The sequence below is a fragment of the Nocardiopsis sp. ATB16-24 genome, assembly GCF_030271535.1.
Classification (GTDB): Bacteria; Actinomycetota; Actinomycetes; order Streptosporangiales; family Streptosporangiaceae; genus Nocardiopsis.
This window is the reverse complement of the sequence record NZ_JASCXJ010000024.1, coordinates 41,076-59,614: the sequence shown is the minus strand read 5'-3', so window position 1 is coordinate 59,614 and position 18,539 is coordinate 41,076. Positions and strand designations below refer to the sequence as shown.

General features: G+C 70.9%; 17 protein-coding genes and 1 pseudogene. 7 read left to right on the top strand and 11 right to left on the bottom strand.

Annotation, left to right across the window (positions count from 1 at the left end; translation table 11 throughout):
- Window positions 1-137: 137 nt before the first annotated feature.
- The 7 genes from PFX91_RS20915 to PFX91_RS20885 form a co-directional block, all read right to left on the bottom strand.
- Window positions 138-1,703: a polyamine aminopropyltransferase gene (locus PFX91_RS20915; RefSeq protein ID WP_285734443.1), complete on the bottom strand. Its 1,566-nt coding sequence runs from the start codon at window positions 1,701-1,703 to the stop codon at window positions 138-140.
- Between the two features lie 150 nt (window positions 1,704-1,853).
- Window positions 1,854-2,192: a hypothetical protein gene (locus PFX91_RS20910; protein ID WP_285734440.1), complete on the bottom strand. Its 339-nt coding sequence runs from the start codon at window positions 2,190-2,192 to the stop codon at window positions 1,854-1,856.
- Between the two features lie 15 nt (window positions 2,193-2,207).
- Window positions 2,208-2,798 carry a DUF2617 family protein gene (locus PFX91_RS20905; RefSeq protein WP_285734437.1) on the bottom strand — a complete coding sequence of 197 codons (591 nt, stop codon included), beginning with the start codon at window positions 2,796-2,798 and terminating at the stop codon, window positions 2,208-2,210.
- Between the two features lie 7 nt (window positions 2,799-2,805).
- Window positions 2,806-3,411 (bottom strand): DUF4178 domain-containing protein, encoded by a 606-nt coding sequence (locus PFX91_RS20900; protein WP_285734435.1) that lies wholly within the window; start codon window positions 3,409-3,411, stop codon window positions 2,806-2,808.
- Between the two features lie 210 nt (window positions 3,412-3,621).
- Entirely contained in the window at window positions 3,622-4,473 is an 852-nt protein-coding gene (locus PFX91_RS20895; RefSeq protein ID WP_285734433.1) for a sulfurtransferase, read from the bottom strand.
- Window positions 4,474-4,509: 36 nt separating this feature from the next.
- Entirely contained in the window at window positions 4,510-4,926 is a 417-nt protein-coding gene (locus PFX91_RS20890; protein WP_285734432.1) for a hypothetical protein, read from the bottom strand.
- Complete coding sequence (locus tag PFX91_RS20885) at window positions 4,919-5,281, bottom strand: hypothetical protein (RefSeq protein WP_285734430.1); 363 nt, start codon at window positions 5,279-5,281, stop codon at window positions 4,919-4,921. The genes PFX91_RS20890 and PFX91_RS20885 overlap by 8 nt, the downstream gene beginning before the upstream one ends.
- Window positions 5,282-5,813: 532 nt before the next feature.
- Here PFX91_RS20885 and PFX91_RS20880 point away from each other — a divergent pair.
- A complete protein-coding gene (locus tag PFX91_RS20880) occupies window positions 5,814-6,341 on the top strand; it encodes a DUF4352 domain-containing protein (RefSeq protein ID WP_285734428.1) in 528 nt (175 codons plus the stop codon).
- Between the two features lie 72 nt (window positions 6,342-6,413).
- Here the strand turns inward: PFX91_RS20880 and PFX91_RS20875 are convergent, their stop codons facing one another.
- Complete coding sequence (locus PFX91_RS20875) at window positions 6,414-7,247, bottom strand: peptidoglycan recognition protein family protein (protein WP_285734427.1); 834 nt, start codon at window positions 7,245-7,247, stop codon at window positions 6,414-6,416.
- Window positions 7,248-7,398: 151 nt separating this feature from the next.
- Here PFX91_RS20875 and PFX91_RS20870 point away from each other — a divergent pair, with 151 nt between their 5' ends.
- The gene (locus tag PFX91_RS20870; RefSeq protein WP_285734425.1) at window positions 7,399-8,892 is read left to right on the top strand and encodes an NAD(P)H-hydrate dehydratase; all 1,494 of its coding nucleotides are present in this window, start codon (window positions 7,399-7,401) and stop codon (window positions 8,890-8,892) included.
- Between the two features lie 43 nt (window positions 8,893-8,935).
- Here the strand turns inward: PFX91_RS20870 and PFX91_RS20865 are convergent, their stop codons facing one another.
- Both PFX91_RS20865 and PFX91_RS20860 read right to left on the bottom strand, forming a co-directional pair.
- Window positions 8,936-9,424, bottom strand: coding sequence for an NUDIX hydrolase (locus tag PFX91_RS20865; RefSeq protein ID WP_285734423.1), 489 nt, complete (start codon window positions 9,422-9,424; stop codon window positions 8,936-8,938).
- Window positions 9,421-9,966 carry a TetR/AcrR family transcriptional regulator gene (locus PFX91_RS20860; protein WP_285734421.1) on the bottom strand — a complete coding sequence of 182 codons (546 nt, stop codon included), beginning with the start codon at window positions 9,964-9,966 and terminating at the stop codon, window positions 9,421-9,423. Before PFX91_RS20860 ends, PFX91_RS20865 begins: the two co-directional genes overlap by 4 nt.
- Here PFX91_RS20860 and PFX91_RS20855 point away from each other — a divergent pair.
- Both PFX91_RS20855 and PFX91_RS20850 read left to right on the top strand, forming a co-directional pair.
- Window positions 9,942-10,571, top strand: a pseudogene (locus PFX91_RS20855) (methyltransferase family protein); the annotation flags it as partial. The gene PFX91_RS20860 and the pseudogene PFX91_RS20855 sit on opposite strands and share 25 nt — an antisense overlap.
- Before the next feature lie 93 nt (window positions 10,572-10,664).
- Window positions 10,665-12,857, top strand: a complete 2,193-nt coding sequence (locus PFX91_RS20850; RefSeq protein ID WP_285734419.1) for a PrsW family intramembrane metalloprotease — start codon at window positions 10,665-10,667, stop codon at window positions 12,855-12,857.
- A 45-nt stretch (window positions 12,858-12,902) separates the two neighbouring features.
- Here the strand turns inward: PFX91_RS20850 and PFX91_RS20845 are convergent, their stop codons facing one another.
- Window positions 12,903-15,227: a molybdopterin-dependent oxidoreductase gene (locus tag PFX91_RS20845; protein WP_285734418.1), complete on the bottom strand. Its 2,325-nt coding sequence runs from the start codon at window positions 15,225-15,227 to the stop codon at window positions 12,903-12,905.
- Window positions 15,228-15,331: 104 nt separating this feature from the next.
- Here PFX91_RS20845 and PFX91_RS20840 point away from each other — a divergent pair, with 104 nt between their 5' ends.
- The 3 genes from PFX91_RS20840 to PFX91_RS20830 all read left to right on the top strand — a co-directional run bounded on the left by PFX91_RS20840 (window position 15,332) and on the right by PFX91_RS20830 (window position 18,537).
- The gene (locus PFX91_RS20840) at window positions 15,332-16,279 is read left to right on the top strand and encodes an HpcH/HpaI aldolase/citrate lyase family protein (RefSeq protein WP_285734416.1); all 948 of its coding nucleotides are present in this window, start codon (window positions 15,332-15,334) and stop codon (window positions 16,277-16,279) included.
- A 72-nt stretch (window positions 16,280-16,351) separates the two neighbouring features.
- Window positions 16,352-17,059 (top strand): response regulator transcription factor, encoded by a 708-nt coding sequence (locus tag PFX91_RS20835; RefSeq protein WP_285734525.1) that lies wholly within the window; start codon window positions 16,352-16,354, stop codon window positions 17,057-17,059.
- Window positions 17,056-18,537 carry a sensor histidine kinase gene (locus tag PFX91_RS20830; RefSeq protein WP_285734414.1) on the top strand — a complete coding sequence of 494 codons (1,482 nt, stop codon included), beginning with the start codon at window positions 17,056-17,058 and terminating at the stop codon, window positions 18,535-18,537. Before PFX91_RS20835 ends, PFX91_RS20830 begins: the two co-directional genes overlap by 4 nt.
- Window positions 18,538-18,539 lie beyond the last annotated feature (2 nt).

Here is an 18,539-nt window from a genome sequence, read left to right as displayed (position 1 = left end):
ACCGGAAGCGAGGACCGGGACGGGCGTCCGCCCTCATCGACCACCCCTTCGACCCCCCTGTCAGACACACCGCGTGGCCGCCCACCGGCCCAGGTCCTCAGGCCGCGCGGTGCCCTTTCCCCCCGAGGAGGGGCGTGTCAGTACCCTCGCCATGCTCCCCGGTGGTGGTCGATCACCCGGGGATGCATGAGGGTGGTCTCCTCCACCTCCGGCTCACGGCGGTCCAGAGGAAAGACCTGGGCGGCGGCGAGCAGGGAATCGTCGAGGAAGCGCAGGTCGGGAGCGTCCTCGGGAACGCGCAACTCGGGAGCGCCGTCGGCGCCGGCGAGATAGAAGCCCCAGTTGCCGAACGTCGGCACGTCCACGTTGTAGGGGGTGGCGGAGAGTCCGGCGTCCTCCAGGGAGCGCCCCACGCCCCAGTAGGCCTCCGGGGCGAAGAAGGGCGAGCCCGCCTGCACCACCACCCGACCCTCCTCGGACAGGGCCCGACCCAGGAGCGAGTAGAACTCGACGGTGTAGAGCTTGGCGGTGCCGACGTCGGTTCCGTCCGGCAGGTCCGCGACGACCACGTCGAAACGTTCCCGGTTCTCGCGCAGCCACTGGAAGGCGTCGGTGTTGACGACCTCCAGGCGCGGATCATCGAAGGAGTCCTCGTTCAGGTCGCTGATCACCGGGTCGCTGGAGGCGAGTGCGACCACGGCCGGATCCAGGTCCACCAGGGTCACCGCGTCCACGTCGTCGTAGGAGAGGATCTCGCGCAGGGCCAGACCATCGCCGCCGCCGAGCACCAGCACGTTCCCGCGCGGTCCCGCCATCGCCGGGTGGACGAGCGACTCGTGGTAGCGGTATTCGTCCAGGGTGGAGAACTGGAGGTCCCCGTTGAGGAACATCCGCACGTCCTCGCCGTCGAAGGACCTGGTGACCACGATCTCCTGGTACTCGGAGCGCTCGGCGTGCACGATCGGGTCGCGGTAGAGGGCCTGACGTGCGTCCATCTCGAACTGGTCCGCGTAGAGATAGGCCAGACCGAGCAGGGTGACGATGAGGAGCAGGCCGACGCCCAGGACCGCGCGGGCGAGCCGACCCAGCTCCCCCCGGAACAACCACAGCACCACCGCCACGCCGACCACCGCGTTCAGCGCGCCCACCATCAGCGCTCCCCTGGGCAGGCCCAACAACGGCAGGAGCAGGAACGGGAACGCCAGGCCCCCGATCAGACCGCCCACGTAGTCGGCCGCGAACAGGTCGGCGACCGCCTCGGAGGCCTCCTGCCTGCGGATGCGCTGGATCAACGTCATCAACAGGGGGATCTCCATGCCGATGAGCACGCCGATGACGAACGACAACAGGACCAGGGCCGGTTGGTAGGCGGAGAACCAGGCGAAGGCCCCGTACAACAACAGTACGGAGAAGCCGCCGACCAGGGAGAGCAGACCCTCGATCACCGCGAAGGACACGGCGGGACGCGACTGGAAGCGTTTGGACAGCAGGGACCCCACGCCCATGGCGAACACCATCACGGACAGGACCACGGAGGCCTGGGTGATGGTGTCGCCCAGCAGGTAGCTGCCGATGGCGACGAGAGCCAGCTCGTACACCAGGCCGCAGGCGGCGCAGATGAACACCGCCAGCAGCACGAGGAACCGGGCCGCCCGGGCCGGAACCGGGAGTCTGGGCCGAAGGGGGGCCTGGGACTGGGTCACGTGGAGTACTTCTTTCCAGGGACGGTGAGGAGGACGGAACCCGGTGCGGCGGCCGGGGGGCCGGACCTCGGGGAACGGGTGACCGCTCCCGGAACGGCACCCTACTCGGCTCCGCCAGGTCCCCTACCAGGGGCTACGGGCCCACGCGCCCTACTTGCCGAACCCGCTGCCGCCGCCGCGGGTGTCGCTGCCGCTGCCGCCGCTGTTGGAGCCGCCGCCACCGCCGCCACCGAAGAAGAAGAAACCACCGCCTCCGCCTCCGCCGCCGCTGCGGTTGCGGCACTCCTCGGTGGGGGAGGGGCTCGGAGTGGACAGGCGTGAGGCGCTGTGGGTGGAACTCGTGGGTTCGTTCGACGGCCGACAGTCCGCGCTGTTGTCGTTGGAGCACGCCGTCAGCAGGAGCAGCAGTACGACGACACCGGCCAGCATGAGCATGGTCGCCGCGCCGCGGTTTCTGGGAGCCGTGGCTCCACCGGAGTAAGGGGCCATGTGTCTTCCTCGGGGTCAGGGTGTCACGGTCGACATGGTCGTCACCAGTTCGCCGCTTTGGGGATAGGCGTGCCAGGTGCGCCAATGGAGTTGTTCTCCGCTGCCGAGGGTCAGGTGCAGCGCGGTGATCGCGAGGTGGTCACCGGGGAAGGTGACGAGCAACCCACTCGGAGAACCGGAGACCTCGCGGTGGAGCCGGTCCACGCGGTGGGCCAGTTCCGTGGGGGACAGCGACTCCACCGAGGAGTCGAAACGGTAACCGCCCATGTGGGGACGTTCGGTGCTGGAGGGCAGCCCACCGGGCAGGCCGGGCAGACACGCCACGGTCTCCACCAGCGGCTCGTCCGCCGTAAGGTCCTTCGTCGTCGTGCCGGCCGCCTCCACCGGTTCGCCCGCCGGAGAGGAACCCGGCGAGATCAACGCCGCATCCGTCGGTTCCGGCGTGACGACCACCTGGTGGGAGGCTCCGAGCACGCGCAGTTCGATCCGGGCGCCGGCGACCCGCAGCGTGCGGGAGGCCAGGGGGTCGACCGGCGGGTGGCCCAGGGTCCAGACCAGATCGTCGGCGCAGGTGTCGACGAAGGGGACGCTGATGCTCGCGCGCACGTCCGGATCAGCTCCCTGGGTAGATGGTGAAGGTCCCGGGGGTGACCTTGGTGCCGGTGCTGGCCTCCCAACCACCGTGGTCGAAGCGCTCGAAGGACAGCAGTCTGCCGTCGTCGGACTCGTAGTCGGCGTAGTCGAGACCGCCCGTGGCCTTGAGACCGGTGGTGCCCTCGGAGCGGTAGGAGCCGGTGCCCTTCTCCTGGAGCTTGTAGACGACTCCCTCGAGTTCGATGGACTTGCCTTGAGGGATGAGTTCGAGATCGGGGCGACCGGTCCACAGGGCCAGTTCCACGTCGGGGTCCTCCTCCACGGAGAGCCAGCGCTTGCCGCCCTCCACCTCCAGGAAGTGCTCCGACCAGGTGAAGCCGCCCTCGGAAAGACGCAGGGTGCCGCGGATCCAGGTGCGTTCGTTGCCCCAGTCGATCATGTCGCCCGCTTTGAGGGAACGGGGATCGCCCGTGGTGCCGCCGCCGTCGTTGGCGAAGGGGTCCTGGGGCGGAGCCGGACTCTGGGAGGGGGTCGCCTGGTTCTTGGCGCGCTGCGCGTAGACGATGACGCCGACGACGATGACGACGATGACGACGATGAGCAGCAGCAGGAGTTCGATGGCCATGTTCCTCGTTTCGCTCTGGGACGGGGGGATCGGGGTGTGCGGTACGGGGGAGTGATACCTCTCTTGTCCCCTGGGGCGGCAATCCTACTGATTCTTCTGATGCGGATTTCGGACGCGGGGTTCCGAATATGACCGGAGGAGAACAGGAAAACGGCCGTTCAGAGGGGCCTTGCCTCTGAACGGCCGTGGTGGGAGAGGTCCCCGGACCGCTCATGCGTGGGGATCACCCGTCTCCACCGGCAGGGAGTCGTCGCCTCCCCAGAGACTCCACGAACCGGGGTACAGGCGTGTGCCGGTGTATCCGGCGTGTTCCAGGGCCAGTAGGTCGTGGCACGCGGTGACGCCGGATCCGCAATAGGCGGTGATGGTGTCCGCGGAGTCCGCGCCCAGGGCGGCGAAGCGTTCGCGCAGGGTTCGCGGGTCGGCCAGGAACCCGTCGCCGTCCAGGTTCTGGACCCATTCCGCGCTGCGGGCACCCGGAACGTGCCCTGGGCGGGCGTCGACGGGCGCGGGTCGTTCACCGGTGTAACGGCCGTGGACACGGGCGTCGAGCAGCAGGTGCGCGGGGTCTTCGAGCCGGTCCCGTACGGTGTCGGTGTCGGCGATCCGGTCCGGCGGCCAGGGGACGGGGGTGCGGTCGACCGGTTCGGGGACGACGTCCCCCTCCTCCAGTCCACCCGTCCACGCCTGGATCCCGCCGTCCAGGAAGGCCGCGGGCGTGCCGATGACACGCAGCATCCACACGAGGCGGGACGCGACCGATCCCCCCGCGTCGTCGTAGACGACCACACGGGCGTCGTCGCCGATGCCCAGACGGCCGAGGGCTTCGGCGAAGTCGGTGGGGGAGGGAAGTGGGTGGCGGCCGACCTCGGCACCGGCCGGCGCGGCCAGATCGGTGTCCAGGTCGGTGAAGACCGCGCCCGGGAGGTGACCGGAGCGGTGGGCGTCACGGCCCGAGCGGCCGTCGAGGTACCAACGGGAGTCGACGACGACGACCTGGTCACGGTGTTCGATGAGCCAGTCGGCGGAGACGGCCACCGGAAGCGTCAAAGGTGCGGACATGGGTGACACCCTAACTCCGTGCCCGCTCGTGGAGGATCAGTTCCGGTCCATGCGGTGCACCCGAAGGATCCACCACAGTCCGAGCGCCGGCAGGACCAGCGGGATGAACAGGTAGCCGCCGCCGAAGTTCGACCACACCGTGTCATCGGGGAACACCGCGGGCCAGAACACGCTGGCGGCGCCCACCACCAGCACACCGACCGCCTCGATGGTGCACGAGACCAGGGCGACCAGACGGGAGGTCCGTCCGGCCCGCGCCAGGCCGATCGCGGCCACCAGGTAGATCACCCCGGCGATCAGCGACAGGGTGTAGGCCAGCGGAGCCTCGTGGAACTTCGTGGCCAGTTGGAAGCCGCCCCGTGCGGTCGCGGCGAGCGCGAACACCGCGTAGACGGCGACGAGGACGCGTCCGGGACCGGTACGAAGGGTCCTGGCGGCGGAGGTCTCAGACAACGGGGTTCCAGAGTTGTTCGAGCCGGACGAACAGGACCGGCAGGATCAGGCAGGCGAAGGCGATCACGGCGGGGCCCCACTTGCTGCGTTCCATGAAGCCCCACACCGCGCACGCGGGTGGCAACAGGGCCACGGTGGCCAGGTAGGACACGAACATGACCGGTTCGGCGGGCATGTCGCCACCGATCATGGCGACGACGGAGACGACCACCTGCCCGAGGACGAGCAGCCACAGCACTCCCATGCCGACCAGGTGGGGGACCACCATGGGCTGGTCACGGAAGGTGGAGACGAGACACCAGCCGGCCATCGCCAGCGACACCATCTGAACCGTCATGGTCAGCCAGTCGACCACGCCGCCTCCGCTCGCCGTGCCTGCCGTCCGCCCGCCGTGTGGCGGTCCGCCCCGGCCGTGACGGGGCGGCTTCTACGACACAGCGTAGTACCCGAAGTCGACCAGAACGGACCGGTACCGGCCACGGTGGGATAACGGAACCCGTCGACCAGGGGAGGCGTCTGTTCCCGTGTGGGCCGGGTGGGCACCGGCACGCGCGACGGGTCCCTCCCGTCGGATAATGTCCTGACGGCCGCGCGTGCTCCGTCCGGTGCACGGGCCTCCAGGCCGCGGTACGTCACACCCCCGCCCGTCGTGTACGAGAGACCGGAGCACACGAGTGTCCTACCCCCAGCCCCCTTCCGGCCCCCCACAGCCTCCCTACGGCGGCCCTCCCGGACCTCCGCCCGGCGGTCACCCTCCCCACGGAGGTCCTCCTCCGTATGGAGGGCCTCATGACGGACGGCCCCCGTACGGTGGACAGCCTCCCCACGGAACGCCCCCGGGTCCCCCCGGCGGGGGCTTCCCGTACGGCCCGCCGCCGAAGAAGGGCATGTCCACCTTCGCCAAGGTCGTCCTCGGCGTCGGCGCGTGCTTCGGCGTCATCCTCCTCGTGGTCGCCGTCATCGTGTTCGCGGCCTTCCTGTCCGCCGACGATGATGCCGCCTCCTCCGCCCCCACGACGGTGGAGGAGAGCGCGCAGGAGGAGGTGACGGAGGACGAGGAGGAGCCCGCGGCCGAAGAACAGGGCGTCAGCATGACCGCCACCCAGTCGGGCACCACGGGCGACGTCATCGACGACACCGTCTACACGGTGGTGGACGTGGAGATCACCAACAACGGCGACGAGCCCTTCGACGTCAACCCGATGTACTTCACGACGGTGCTCTCCGACGGGACCGAGCGCAACGACTGGGGCGAGGCGATCTTCGCCGACATCACCCATTTCGCCACCGGCGACCTCGCCCCCGGCGACAGCACCTCCGGCCAGATCGCCGTGGTGGGCGAGGTCTCGGTCACCGAGTTGCGGTACGAGCCGATCTTCGGCGTGGGGGATCCGATCGTCGTCCCGGTCGGTTGAGGTTCCCGGGCCGACCGGGACTCAACGGGCCCCGGTCGCGGGACGCCCGCGGCCGGGGCCCGGGCCCGCGACTCAGGACCGGGACGGGTCGTCGGGGGCGTTCTGGCCGGCGTCCCCCACGGCCCCCTCCAAGGCGCGCTTGGTGACGGCGGCTTCCACCTGGTCGACCGCGTGGGCGGTCATCTTGTCACCGTAGCCGGGTAGTGCCCGACTTCCGACGTACTCCCGGCACAGCCGCACGGCCTCGGCGGTGGCGGGACCGTACTCGGAGTCCACGCCGCTCTCGCCCAGGGCGTCGCCGAAGCCCGCCCGCGTGACCCTGAGTTGGAGGAGCTTGACCGCCTCCCCCGTGCTGCCGATGCGTAGTCCGAGCATGTCGTGTACCTCCGTGACCGGGCCGGGGGGCTGTGCGAACGTGCCGTCGCGGACGAGGGCGTAGGCCCTGTCGCCGGGGCATGACGTGGAGACGAAGTCGCGGTGGCCGAGTACCGTTCCGGCGATGGAGGTGTCGGGCTCCATCAACCATTGGCGCAGCGCGCGGACCGCGTTGATCTGTTCGGGGGTGATCGGGTCCGAGGGCCCGGTGGCCAGGGTCACCGAGTAATGGGAGGAGTTGCCGCCCGGCTGCGCGGCCTGGGTTCTTCGCAGACCCCGACCTTCTATGACATATCCGTGAGAACAGGACATAAAGGAATATCCGATGTCCACCCAACCACGGCTGGGGCCGGTGTGGAACGCGTGGGTGTCGCGCCAGTAGGAGAGGCAGGCCGAGTGCTCCTTGCCGGCGAGCCCCTGATCGACGCTGTCGTAATGGATGACCAGTCCGGAACGAGGGTCGGCCGCGTCCGCGGGTGAGGAGCCCCACCCGAGGTCGGACCGAGAGACGTATTTGCTCGGTCGAGGCATGCCTCCATTGTGTCAAGCCGACACTGCGAAGGGTAGTGGTTCGATGGCGCGAAGTGATTTTCTCTGGTCACGGGCTCACCGTGTGGCGCAGGGGCATCGCGCCGTCGAGGCTGCGGCACGATGGGGGTGACCGACTCCCGGGAGGTGACCGGTGCGCTCCGCACACACCGTCAGCGTCGTACGCGAAGCCGAGCAGGTGCTCATGGCACGTCTGCCCGACGGAGCCCTCATGCGCAGGGCCGCGACGGGGCTCGCCGTCGAGTGCGCCCGGCTCCTGCCCCGGGTCTACGGGGCGCGGATCCTGCTCATGGTCGGCGGCGGCGACAACGGGGGCGACGCACTCTACGCGGGTGCGGACCTCGCGACCCGAGGGGCCACCGTGCACGCCCTGCTCGCGGGAAGGGGAGCCCACCAGGACGGTATCGCCGCTCTGCGCGCCGCGGGTGGGCGGGCCTGGTGGTTCAGTGACGCCGAGGTCGACGAGACCGACCTGTTCGACGCCGACCTCATCGTCGACGGACTCGTCGGCATCGGAGGGTGCGGAGGACTGCGCAAGCCGCACTCCACCCTGGCCCTGCTCGCGGCGAACGCGCCCGCTCCCGTGGTCTCGGTCGACCTGCCCAGCGGGGTGGACGCCGACACCGGAGAGGTCCCCGGTCACGCGGTCCGGGCCGATGTCACCGTCACCTTCGGTACGCACAAGCCGGGCCTGTTCGTCGACCCGGGCGCCGAACACGCGGGCCGGATTCGCTTCGTGGACATCGGACTGGCCCCCGAACTTCCCGGACCGGCCCTGGTCCGTCCACAGGCTGTGGACATCGCCTCGCTCCTGCCCGTCCCCGACGCCGAGACCGACAAGTACCGGCGGGGCGTGCTGGACGTGCGGGCCGGGTCGGACCGGTACCGGGGGGCCGCGGTCCTGTGCGTCGGTGGGGCGCTGCGGACCGGGGTCGGCATGGTCCGCTACGGGGGCGGGGCCGCCGTCGTCGACCAGGTGCTCTCCCGCTGGCCGGAGACCGTCGCGAGTCTCCTTGATCCACAGAGCAGCACCGACCTTTCGCCCGCACGCGCCTCGGCCGTCGTCATCGGCTCCGGACGCGGCACGTACCCGGCCAACGCCGACGAACTCCGCGCGGTCCTGGACAGCGACCTGCCCGTGCTCGTCGACGCGGACGGACTCACCCTGCTCGCGGGGGACGAGGAGGGGCGTTCGGTCGAACTGCTCCGAGAGCGGACCGCGCACACCCTGCTGACACCGCACGCGGGGGAGTTGGCCCGACTGCTGGGTGTGGACCGCGGGGAGGTCGAGGCGCGGCGTCTGGAGCACGTCACCCGAGCGCGTGACCATTTCGGATGCACGGTACTGCTCAAGGGCTCGACCACGCTGATCGCGCACCCCGGTGCTCCGGTGGTGGCCAATCCGACGGGTACGCCGCTGCTGGCCACGGCCGGAACCGGTGACGTGCTGTCCGGTGCGATCGGCGCGCTGCTGTCCTCCGGGGTGCCCGCACGGGAGGCCGCGATGTGCGGGGCCTATCTGCACGGGCGCGCCGCCGTGTTGGCCCGGGACGGCGCGCCGATCGGGGCCTCCGACCTCATGGACGCTCTGTCGCTGGCGGTCGAGGAGGTCCGCCGAGCGGGGTGAGGGCGTCACCGCCGAAAGGAGCTCCCTGGCGTCCGGCGCGGACTCAGTGGACGCGCACCGCGTCCAGGCCCCGTCGCACGATGTCGGTGACGAAGTAGTCGGCCGGGTCGCGAGGGTCGCGCAGTCGGTGCACCAGGGAGTCGTCCACCCACATGAACTCGGTGTGCCTGCCCGGTTCCAGACGAGGGGCGTCCAGGTCGCCCTCCACCCGTACCAGGTAGTCCACCTCGTGTCTGGTGAGGCCGTCACCGGGGTCCCAGGCGATCCGGAACAGCTCCGCGAGCACGGTGGTCAACCGCCATCCGGTCTCCTCCTCCACCTCGCGGGCCAGGGTGTCGAGCATGTCCTCCCCTCGCTCGACGTGTCCGCTGACGATGTCCCAGCAGTAGGGGAACACCTTGCGCGTGGCGGACCGGCGCTGCGCGAAGATCCTGCCCCGGTCGTCCGCGATGGCCGCGCCCGCCACGTGGGTCCGTCCGTCGGAGGTGTCCGGGAACTCGATCCCGGGTGTCACCGTGATACCGCCGCTCATGCGCCTTCCTCTTTCTCGTCCGGAGGCGAGCCTACGTCGCGGTCCCGGCGGGGGAGGCGCAGTGTGAGCAGTCGGGCCCGGGGCGCCAGCCCCGCGGCGAGGTCGAAGACCGCCTCGGTACGCGAGTGGTCCTCGTCCAACACCGAGAACAGGTTCACGCCGAGGTAGAACGTGATCGCGCCGTAGGCCACCTCGCGGGCGGGAAGCAGCCTTCCCAGAGCGGAACCGGCCAGCACCCGGTTCCACTCCTGTTCGATGAACGCGATCCAGGGTTCGGAACGGGCCCGGATCTCCCGGCGCAGCTCCGGTTTGGTGACGGCGGCGGCCACCAGCTCGGAGAACTCGGTGATGTAGCCGCGCTCCAGGTCGGTCCGGTAGATGTGCATGGCCGCCTCCACCAGTTCCTCCAGGGTGTTCGCCCGAGCGGCGACCTCGCGGTACATGGCCATGCGTTCGGAACCGGAGCGGTCCAACGCGGCCAGCAACAACTGGTCGACTCCGCCGAAGTGGTAGAAGACCAGCGCCGAGTTGGCGTCGGCCACGACTGGTCACCAGCGGCCCCTACGCCTATCTACGGAACCCGATGCAGGCCACCCTCGCCGTGGCCTACCCGCTCCTGTCCCTGGTGACGGGCGACCCGTGGCTGCTGATCGGCGCTGTGGTCTCCTTCGTCTACGGTGTCGGGTTCGCCGGATGGCACGAGACCGGGCGGTTGCGCGAGACCTTCGGGCGGGACTGGGAGACCTACCGGTCGGGTGTGCGGTCGTGGCTGCCGCGGTGGCGTCCGTGGCACGGCCGCACACCGGGCCTGCTCTACGTCGCGGCGGACTGTGACATGTGTCGAGGGCTGGGCCGCTGGTTGGCCGCCCGCTCGCCCGTGGCACTGGAACTCGAACCCGCCGCCGAACATCCCGAGGTGCTGTACCGCCTGACCTACCAGACCCCCGACGGGTCACGCTGGAGCGGGGTGTCCGCGCTGGCCAGGGCACTCGAACACCTTCACCTGGGGTGGGCCTTCGCCGGGTGGGCCCTCGACCTTCCCGGCGTCCGGCACTTCGCGCAGCTGTGCGCCGACGCCTTCGGCGCCGGTCCCCGCCCCTCCAGGGAGACGGCGGAAGCCTCCGGGGCCGCGCCCTCGTCCGAGTGAGGGTGCCACCGTTATGCTCGGTCGGGGCCGGACCGTCCGGAGGCGACGAGACGGCCTCACGTGTTCGCCCCCCGCAAGGCACGAGGAAACCCCATGGAAGAACAGGCCATGCTCGCACGGGACCTCGTGCTGCGCGTCTGTGCCGGAGCGACCGAGTTCGATCCCCACTGGATCAGGATCGACGGCAAGGTCACCACCCCCTTCCTCGTGCCGCGCGACCGCAACCTCATCCGCGCGATCGTCGCCGCGGGGCGGGCCATGGGCGTCGACCGGCTCCTGGTCTGCCGGACCAGGGCCGAGTTCTCCTACGCTCCCGTCACCGAAGTCCCGCTCGACACCGACACGCTCATCGACCTCATCCGCGGATGGGGGCCCACGCCCACCGACTTCCTGGTCTGCGTCGAGGACTTCTCCGCGGCGGTCCTGGTCACCGCCGACGAACTCACCGTCGCCGCCGGTCCCGCCGACTTCGTCCGCGAACTCGTCGGCGCGGACATCCCCCAGGCCCGTGCCCACTTCGGCGCGCGCGCCCGCGCCGAGGGCGGGGCCGTGCTCACCCGCGCGGCCCAGCTCTACCGCTGTGCCGAGACCGGCGCCCGCCACGCCCGCGCTCCCCGTGGCCCGGGGCCCGACCTGGTCGAACGTCTGTCGCGTGGAGTGGACCGTGCCCGTGAGCGCTCCGCGCGCACGATCCGCTTCCTGCGCGCCATGCGCGGAGCCTGGGGATGGCTCATGGTGGCGGCACTGCTCGTCGCCCCTCTGCTCGTCCCCGGTCTGGGCGTCGTACCGTCCGCCCTGATCGCCGCCTTCGTGCTGTTGTTCCAACTGGCCTGGCCGGCGCGCTCCCGCACCGTCTCCTTCGCCACCCTCCTGCGCGTGGCCGCGGTCGGCGCGCTGCTGGTGTGGCCCCTCGCCCTCGCCGAGGCGGCCGTGGCCCGGCTTCTCGACGTCGACCCCTACAGCGTGCTCGGCTACACCTACGTCGCGGTGTTCGTGGAGGAGCCGGGCAAACTGCTCCCGCTGCTGCTCCTGCCCCTGGTGGCCCGCCGGAGGCTGCGCCGCCTGGCCGCCGTGGACTTCCTGTTGCTGGCCGCCGCCTCCGGAGCCGGGTTCCAACTCGCCGAACGCCTGTTCACCGAGGTGTCCCTCGGTGGTCCCGACCTCTCCGCCGACACGGGCCTGTTCCTGCCGGGCGGGACCACCGTCACCGATCCGGCGGGCGACGTGCTGGCGGTCTTCTCCGGTCACGCCGTCACCACGGGGCTGGTCGGCGCCGCCCTCGGGCTGGCGATCGTGGGCCGTCACCACGGAAGATGGTTGTGGCTGCTGCCCCCGAGCGCGATGCTCCTGGCGGTCCTGGAGCATCTGAACCTCAACGCGAGGCTGGCCGGCGCCGAACTCCACCCCGCCTCGGAGCTGGTGCACGGTCTCCTCGGTGGTGGGGTCCTCACCCCTTGGCTGTTGGTGCTGTCGCTGGTGTGCGCGGTCGCGATGGACTACCGGATGATCGCGACCGCGGCCGAGTCCACGCCTCCACTGCCCGGACGACCCCCGTTGGTGCGCCTGCGTCGCCGGGCCAGGGGGCGTTCCGTGGCCATGCGCGTCCGGGTGCCCGCCGACATCGCACCGTTGTTCCGCAGGACGGCGCTGTCCTGGGTGGATCTGCCGGTCACCCTGGCCACCACCCTGTCCATGATCGTCCACGAACTCGCCGTCGCCACCATCGCCGCGCGACGCGGGCCCGGGGTGCTCTGCGACACCTGGCGGTTCCTGCGTCGGCGCAGGGCCAACGCCATGGGCGAGGCACGGTCGGCCGGACGGCCCTGGCGCCACCACCCCTCTCAGGAGGAGCTCACCCGACAGGCCCGTGACCTGGCCGGGCGGCTGGGGCTGGCCGCCACCGGCGGGGTCACCGGGGCCATGGCGGCCATGGGTGCCATGGGCGCCGCCGCGATGCTCCCCGCGTTCTCCGTTCCCGCCACCGTGACGACGGGGGAATCCGCCTACGCCTACGTGGCTCTGGACCGGGTCCAGGGTTGGCTCGGCGGTCTGACCTCCGTGGAGACGTTCTGGGCGGCCATGGCCCTGACCGCGGTGCTCACCCTGCTGCTGTCGGGCAACGGCGTACCGCACGCCCACCCGCGCATGCGCGAGTTCCTGCGCGCGCCCACCGCCAACACCGGTGCGATCCTGGGGATGCTCGCCCCCGGTCAGGTGGGATACGCGATCCTCGGCCTGGTGGGAGCGACGCTGCCCCGCCGGGTGGACCGTCTTCTGACCCGCTGAGACGACGGCGCACGGCCGGAGGCGGTCGGGCGTTCCCCGCCGGGCTCACGCCGGGGTGGTCCCCCTCGGTGGTGCGAACGCGCGCACCGGCGGCACCTCGCCCCGGAACGGTTCCACGCGCACCCGTACGAGCTGACCCGTGCATCCCTGGCTCAGCGAGGACGTGCCCACGTCCTCCGTCAGGACGTTCGGGTTCCCGTGCGCGCACGTCACCCCCGGCGCGGAGGGGTCGTACCAGGCCCCCGTCGACAACTGCACCACACCCGGGCGCAGGGCGTCGCTCACCACCAGGCCCGCCAGGCACGAGCCCCGGGGGCTCGACACCCGCACCACGTCCCCGTCGGCCACCCCGAGGGCCCGCGCGTCGGTGGGGTGCATCCTCAACGGAGACCGCCCGGCGACCTTCTGCGCCATGCTGTGGGCTCCCATCTCCTGTTGGCTGTGCATGCTCCCGCGTGGTTGGTTGGCCACGAGCACCAGCGGGTGGTCCTCGTCGTCGGACAGCACCGGACCGGGCGACCACACCGGGTGGCCGGGGCAGTCCTGGTAGCCGAACGAGGCGATCGTCTCCGAGAACAGTTCGATGCGACCGCTGGGCGTACGCAGCGCATGCGCCTCCGGGTCGGCGCGGAACTCGGCCAAAAGCGCCTCGTCCTCCACCCGCCCTGGCATGTCCACCCGGCCGCGCTCCCAGAACTCGTCGAAATCCGGGACGTCCAGTCCGTGCCGTGCGGCCAGGGAACGCCAGCGTCCGTAGGCCAGGCGCATCCACTCGCCGCTGGTGCGTCCCTCGGTGAACTTCTCGCGCACCCCCATACGTTCGGCCAGGTCGGCGTAGGTGTCGTACTCGTCGCGCGCCTGGCCGTGCGGCTCCACCGCTCGCCGCATCGCCCGCAACGCCAGGTCGCCGCGGCTTCCGGTCAGGTCGTCGCGCTCCAGCACGGTCGTCGCCGGGATGACGATGTCGGCGTGGCGCGCCGTCGCCGTCCAGTGGGTCTCGTGCACCACCACGGTCTCGGGCCGACCGAAGGCCCGCGACAGCCGCGCCAGGTCCTGGTGGTGGTGGAACGGGTTGCCGCCGGCCCAGTACACGAGCCGGATGTCCGGATAACGGCGCTCCTCGCCGTCGTAGTCGTAGCGGCCTCCCGGGTTCAACAGCATGTCGGCGATCTTGGCCACCGGGATGAACGCGTCCACCGGGTTGGCGCCCTGCGGCATCCGCGGCAGCCCCACCGGGGTGGCACCGCCGCCGTAGTTGCCCATCGACCCGTATCCCGACGCGAACCCGCCACCGGGCAGCCCCACCTGCCCCAGACAGCAGGCCAGCGCCAGACCCGCCCACAGCGGCTGCTCGCCGTAACGGGCGCGCTGTACCGACCAGCCCACGTTGACCAGGGTGCGGCCGCGGGCCATGCGCCGGGCCAGCGCTCGCAGTTCCCCGGCGGGGACCCCGCTGATCCGCTCCGCCCACTCGGGGGTGCGCTCCGTCCCTCGCGGTCCCCCGCGCTCGTCACGCTCTCCCAGCACGTAGGCGCGCACCACGTCGGCGCCCACCGTGTACCGGTCCAGGAAGTCCGTGTCGGCCAGCCCCTCGGTGAAAAGGACGTGCATCAACGCCAGCATCACCGCGGTGTCGGTCCCCGGGACCAACGACAACCACTCGGACTTCACCCCCTCCGGAACGTCGTCGCGCAGCGGAGACAGGGACACGAACTCCACACCGGCCTCCGAGGCCGCGTGCATCTGTGGCCCCGCGGTCTGCGCCGTCCGGCCGCCCGCGGCGATCCAGGTGTTGGACACCCGCAGCCCGCCGAAGGTCACCAACAGTTCGGTGTGCCGGCGGATCTGTGTCCAGGCGGGTGCCCGGTGAAGAAGCCGGCTGGTCCCCGGGGCGCCGAGGAGGTGGGGGAAGAGCACCTCCACCGCGCCGTGGCTGTAGGTGGTGCGCGAACTCGTGTAGCCGCCGATGGTGTTGAGGAAACGGTGCAACTGACTCTGCGCGTGGTGGATCCGGCCCGCGCTGCCCCACCCGTAGGACCCGCCGAAGATCGCCTCGTTGCCGTGTTCGCCACGGACCCGGTCCAACTCGCCCGCGAGCAGGTCCAGCACCCGGGACCACTCCACCTCGACGTAGTCGTCGTCGGGCTCGCCCCGGCGCGGATCCGGCCCGGGCCCGTTCTCCAGCCATCGCCGTCGTACCGCCGGGCGCGCCACCCGTGACACGTGGTGCTGGGCCACTGGTGTGTTGTCGATCAGGGGGGAGGGCGCCGGGTCGTCCGGATCCGGCCGCACCCCCACCACACGCCCGTCGTCGACGACCACGCTGTAGCTGCCCCAGTGGGCGCTGGTGGGGTACGAGGTGGTGGACATGAGGTGCTTCCTCCTGAGGGCGGGGCGGGGCCACCCCTCAGCGTACGCACCGCACGGTGCGATGATGTGCAACCCACAGGCACGGTCGAACGGAGCACATGACCATGGGCACACTCAGATCGCGGCGATCGGTCCTCGCCGTCCCGGCGTCCAACCCGAGGTTCGTCGAGAAGGCGCGGAGTCTGGACACCGACGCCTTCTTCCTCGACCTGGAGGACGCGGTCGCTCCCCTGGAGAAGGAGACCGCCCGCGACACCGTCGTCCACGCCCTCAACGAGGGAGGCTGGGACGGCAGGGTCCGCACGGTCCGCGTGAACGACGTCACCACCGCGTGGGCCTACCGGGACGTCATCACCGTCGTCGAAGGGGCCGGAGCCGAACTCGACGCGTTGGTCCTGCCCAAGGTCACCGGACCCCGCGACGTCCAGTGGCTCGACACCCTCCTCACCCAGATCGAACGCGCCGTCGGCCTGGAGGTCGGTCGGATCGGCATCGAGGCGCAGATCGAGGACGCCCGCGGCCTGGTCGAGGTCGACGCGATCGCCGCGGCCTCACCCCGTCTGGAGGCCCTCGTCTACGGACCGGCCGACTTCATGGCCTCCCTCAACATGAAGAGCCTGGTCGTCGGCGAACAACCGCCCGGCTACGACGTCGGGGACGCCTACCACTACGTGCTCATGCGTATCCTCATGGCCGCCCGGGCCAACGGACTCCAGGCCATCGACGGCCCCTATCTACAGATCCGCGACGTGGAGGCCTTCCGCCGCTCCGCCGCGCGCTCGGCCGCACTGGGCTTCGACGGCAAGTGGGTCCTGCACCCTCTCCAGGTGGAGGCCGCCAACGAGGTGTTCGCGCCCGACCAGGAGGACTACGACCACGCCGAACTGATCCTGGACGCCTACGAGCACGCCACCACCGTGGACCGCCGGGGCGCCGTCATGCTCGGTGAGGAGATGCTCGACGAGGCCTCGCGCAAGATGGCGCTCGTGATCGCGGGCAAGGGGCGCGCGGCGGGCCTCGTGCGCACCCGGAGGTTCGAACCCGGGACATGACCGGTGCGGAGTCGACACGCGAGGCACCGGGCTCTTACCGAGCTCTCACCCCGATACGGAACGATGAGCGCCATGGAAGCCACCGCCACGGTCCTGATCGCCGACGACGACCGCGCGATCAGGAACTCACTGGAACGCGCGCTCCACCTGGAGGGCTATGAGGTGCGGACGGTGCCGGACGGGGTCCAGGCGCTGGCCGCGGTCCACGCCGAACCCGTCGACCTGCTCATCCTCGACGTGATGATGCCGGGAGTGGACGGGCTCGGCGTGGCCAAGGTGCTGCGCGCGGAAGGCGACCGCACCCCCATCCTCATGCTCACCGCTCGCGTGGAGACACCCGACCGTGTGGCGGGACTCGACGCCGGCGCCGACGACTACCTGGCCAAACCCTTCGAACTGGAGGAACTCCTGGCCCGGTTGCGCGCCCTGTTGCGCCGCGCCGCACCGGTCTCCGGTGAGGCCGCGGACGAGGGCCCTCTGAGGGCGGGGGACCTGCGCCTGGACCCGCGCGCGCGTCGCGTCTGGCGCGGCGAGCGCGAGATCGAACTGTCCAAGACCGAGTTCGACCTGCTCGAACTCCTGATCCGCAACACCGGGATCGTCCTGGACCACTCCACCATCTACGACCGCATCTGGGGCTACGACTTCGGTCCCGAATCCAAGAACCTCGCCGTCTACATCAGTTACCTGCGACGGAAGCTGGGGGACGGGGACCCGCCGCTGATCCAGACCGTGCGCGGGGTCGGCTACACGCTCCGCCCGCGGGGCCGGACCTCGTGAGAGCGGACCACCGCACCGGAACCTGGTGGCGGCGTGTACCGCCGAGGGCGCGGGACTGGCGTCTGGGCACACGTTTCGCGGTGATCTTCGCGTTGGTCGCCGCCATCGTCATCGCCCTGGTCGGGACCCTCGCCTACACCACCGCCGCCGGGCTCATCCGTGCCGACGTCGAGAGCGAGTTCGAAAAGACCGTCACCGACCTCTCCGACGAGCTCGTCACCCTCCACGGACGTGGAGGCGCCTCCTCCCCCGGGCAGGGGCTCTTCCTGTCCGGACACAACATCCAGTTGCAGTTCCTCGGAGCGGACGGCAGCAGGACGGTCACCGTCACCGATCCGGCCGACGTCATCCTCTTCCCCCCGTCGGAGCGGGACATGCAGATCGCGGCGGAGGACGCTCCCGGGCTCGTCGAGATGCGCGAGCAGGAGATCCACGGCCAGGGGTACCGGCTGGCCACGGTGTCGATCGGTGACGGCTCGGGGGCCCTCCAACTCCTCCAGGCGCTGTCGCCCACCGAGTCGATGCTCGATCGACTCGCCACCCAGATCCTGTGGGCGGGCCTGCTCGTCGCCCTGTGCGCCGCCGCCGTGGGCCGGCTGGTGGGACAGCGGACCACCAGCCGTCTGGTGCGCCTCACCGACGCCGCCGAGTACGTCAGCTCCACCGGTCGGCTCGACCCGGTCGATCCGGGAGGCGGGGGAGAGGGCCGGGAGGAGGCCGGACGCGACGAGGTCGGCCGGCTCAGCAGTGCCTTCAACGCCATGCTCGCCCGTCTGGCCCGTTCCAAGGAGGAGCAACGCCGCCTCGTCCAGGACGCGGCACACGAACTCCGCACTCCGTTGACCAGTCTGTACACCAACGTCCAGGTGCTCGACAGGGTGGACCGGCTCAGTCCGCAGGCACGGGAGGACCTCATCGAGGACCTGCGCAGCGAGACCCGTGAGCTGACCGCACTCGTCAACGAGTTGGTCGGCCTGGCCACCGGGGACCACGAGGACGAGCCGATGAGCGCCCTCTCCCTCGCCGAGGTGGCGGAGAGGGTCGCCGTGCGCACCCGGCGCCGCACCGGTCGCGACATCGTCGTGGACGCCGACGACAGCGTCGTGTGGGGACGCCCCGGGGCCGTGGAGCGCGCCGTGGCCAACCCGGTCGAGAACTCCGCCAAGTTCGACCCCGAGGGCACCGCGCCCATCGAGATCCGTGTGCGCGAGGGTGTGGTGGAGGTCCTGGACCGCGGGCCCGGCATCGATCCGGCCGAACTCGACCACGTCTTCGAGCGTTTCTACCGGTCCGCCTCCGCCCGCGGACTCCCCGGATCCGGGCTCGGGTTGTCCATGGTCAAAGAGATCGTGCACGCCCACGGGGGCGAGGTCCTCGCCCGCAACAGGGAGGGCGGCGGTGCCGTGATCGGCATCCGCCTGCCGTTGCTCACACCCTCCGACGAGACCGGTCCCGGCGGGCCGGCCGACCGGACGTGATC

Bases quoted from the DNA above. Each gene is read 5' to 3' on its own strand.
- PFX91_RS20850 (WP_285734419.1), top strand. From the start codon at position 10,665: ATGGAAGAACAGGCCATGCTCGCACGGGACCTCGTGCTGCGCGTCTGT.
- PFX91_RS20835 (WP_285734525.1), top strand. From the start codon at position 16,352: ATGGAAGCCACCGCCACGGTCCTGATCGCCGACGACGACCGCGCGATC.
- PFX91_RS20840 (WP_285734416.1), top strand. From the start codon at position 15,332: ATGGGCACACTCAGATCGCGGCGATCGGTCCTCGCCGTCCCGGCGTCC.
- PFX91_RS20845 (WP_285734418.1), bottom strand. From the start codon at position 15,227: ATGTCCACCACCTCGTACCCCACCAGCGCCCACTGGGGCAGCTACAGC.
- PFX91_RS20880 (WP_285734428.1), top strand. From the start codon at position 5,814: ATGTCCACCTTCGCCAAGGTCGTCCTCGGCGTCGGCGCGTGCTTCGGC.
- PFX91_RS20895 (WP_285734433.1), bottom strand. From the start codon at position 4,473: ATGTCCGCACCTTTGACGCTTCCGGTGGCCGTCTCCGCCGACTGGCTC.
- PFX91_RS20910 (WP_285734440.1), bottom strand. From the start codon at position 2,192: ATGGCCCCTTACTCCGGTGGAGCCACGGCTCCCAGAAACCGCGGCGCG.
- PFX91_RS20900 (WP_285734435.1), bottom strand. From the start codon at position 3,411: ATGGCCATCGAACTCCTGCTGCTGCTCATCGTCGTCATCGTCGTCATC.
- PFX91_RS20865 (WP_285734423.1), bottom strand. From the start codon at position 9,424: ATGAGCGGCGGTATCACGGTGACACCCGGGATCGAGTTCCCGGACACC.
- PFX91_RS20875 (WP_285734427.1), bottom strand. From the start codon at position 7,247: ATGCCTCGACCGAGCAAATACGTCTCTCGGTCCGACCTCGGGTGGGGC.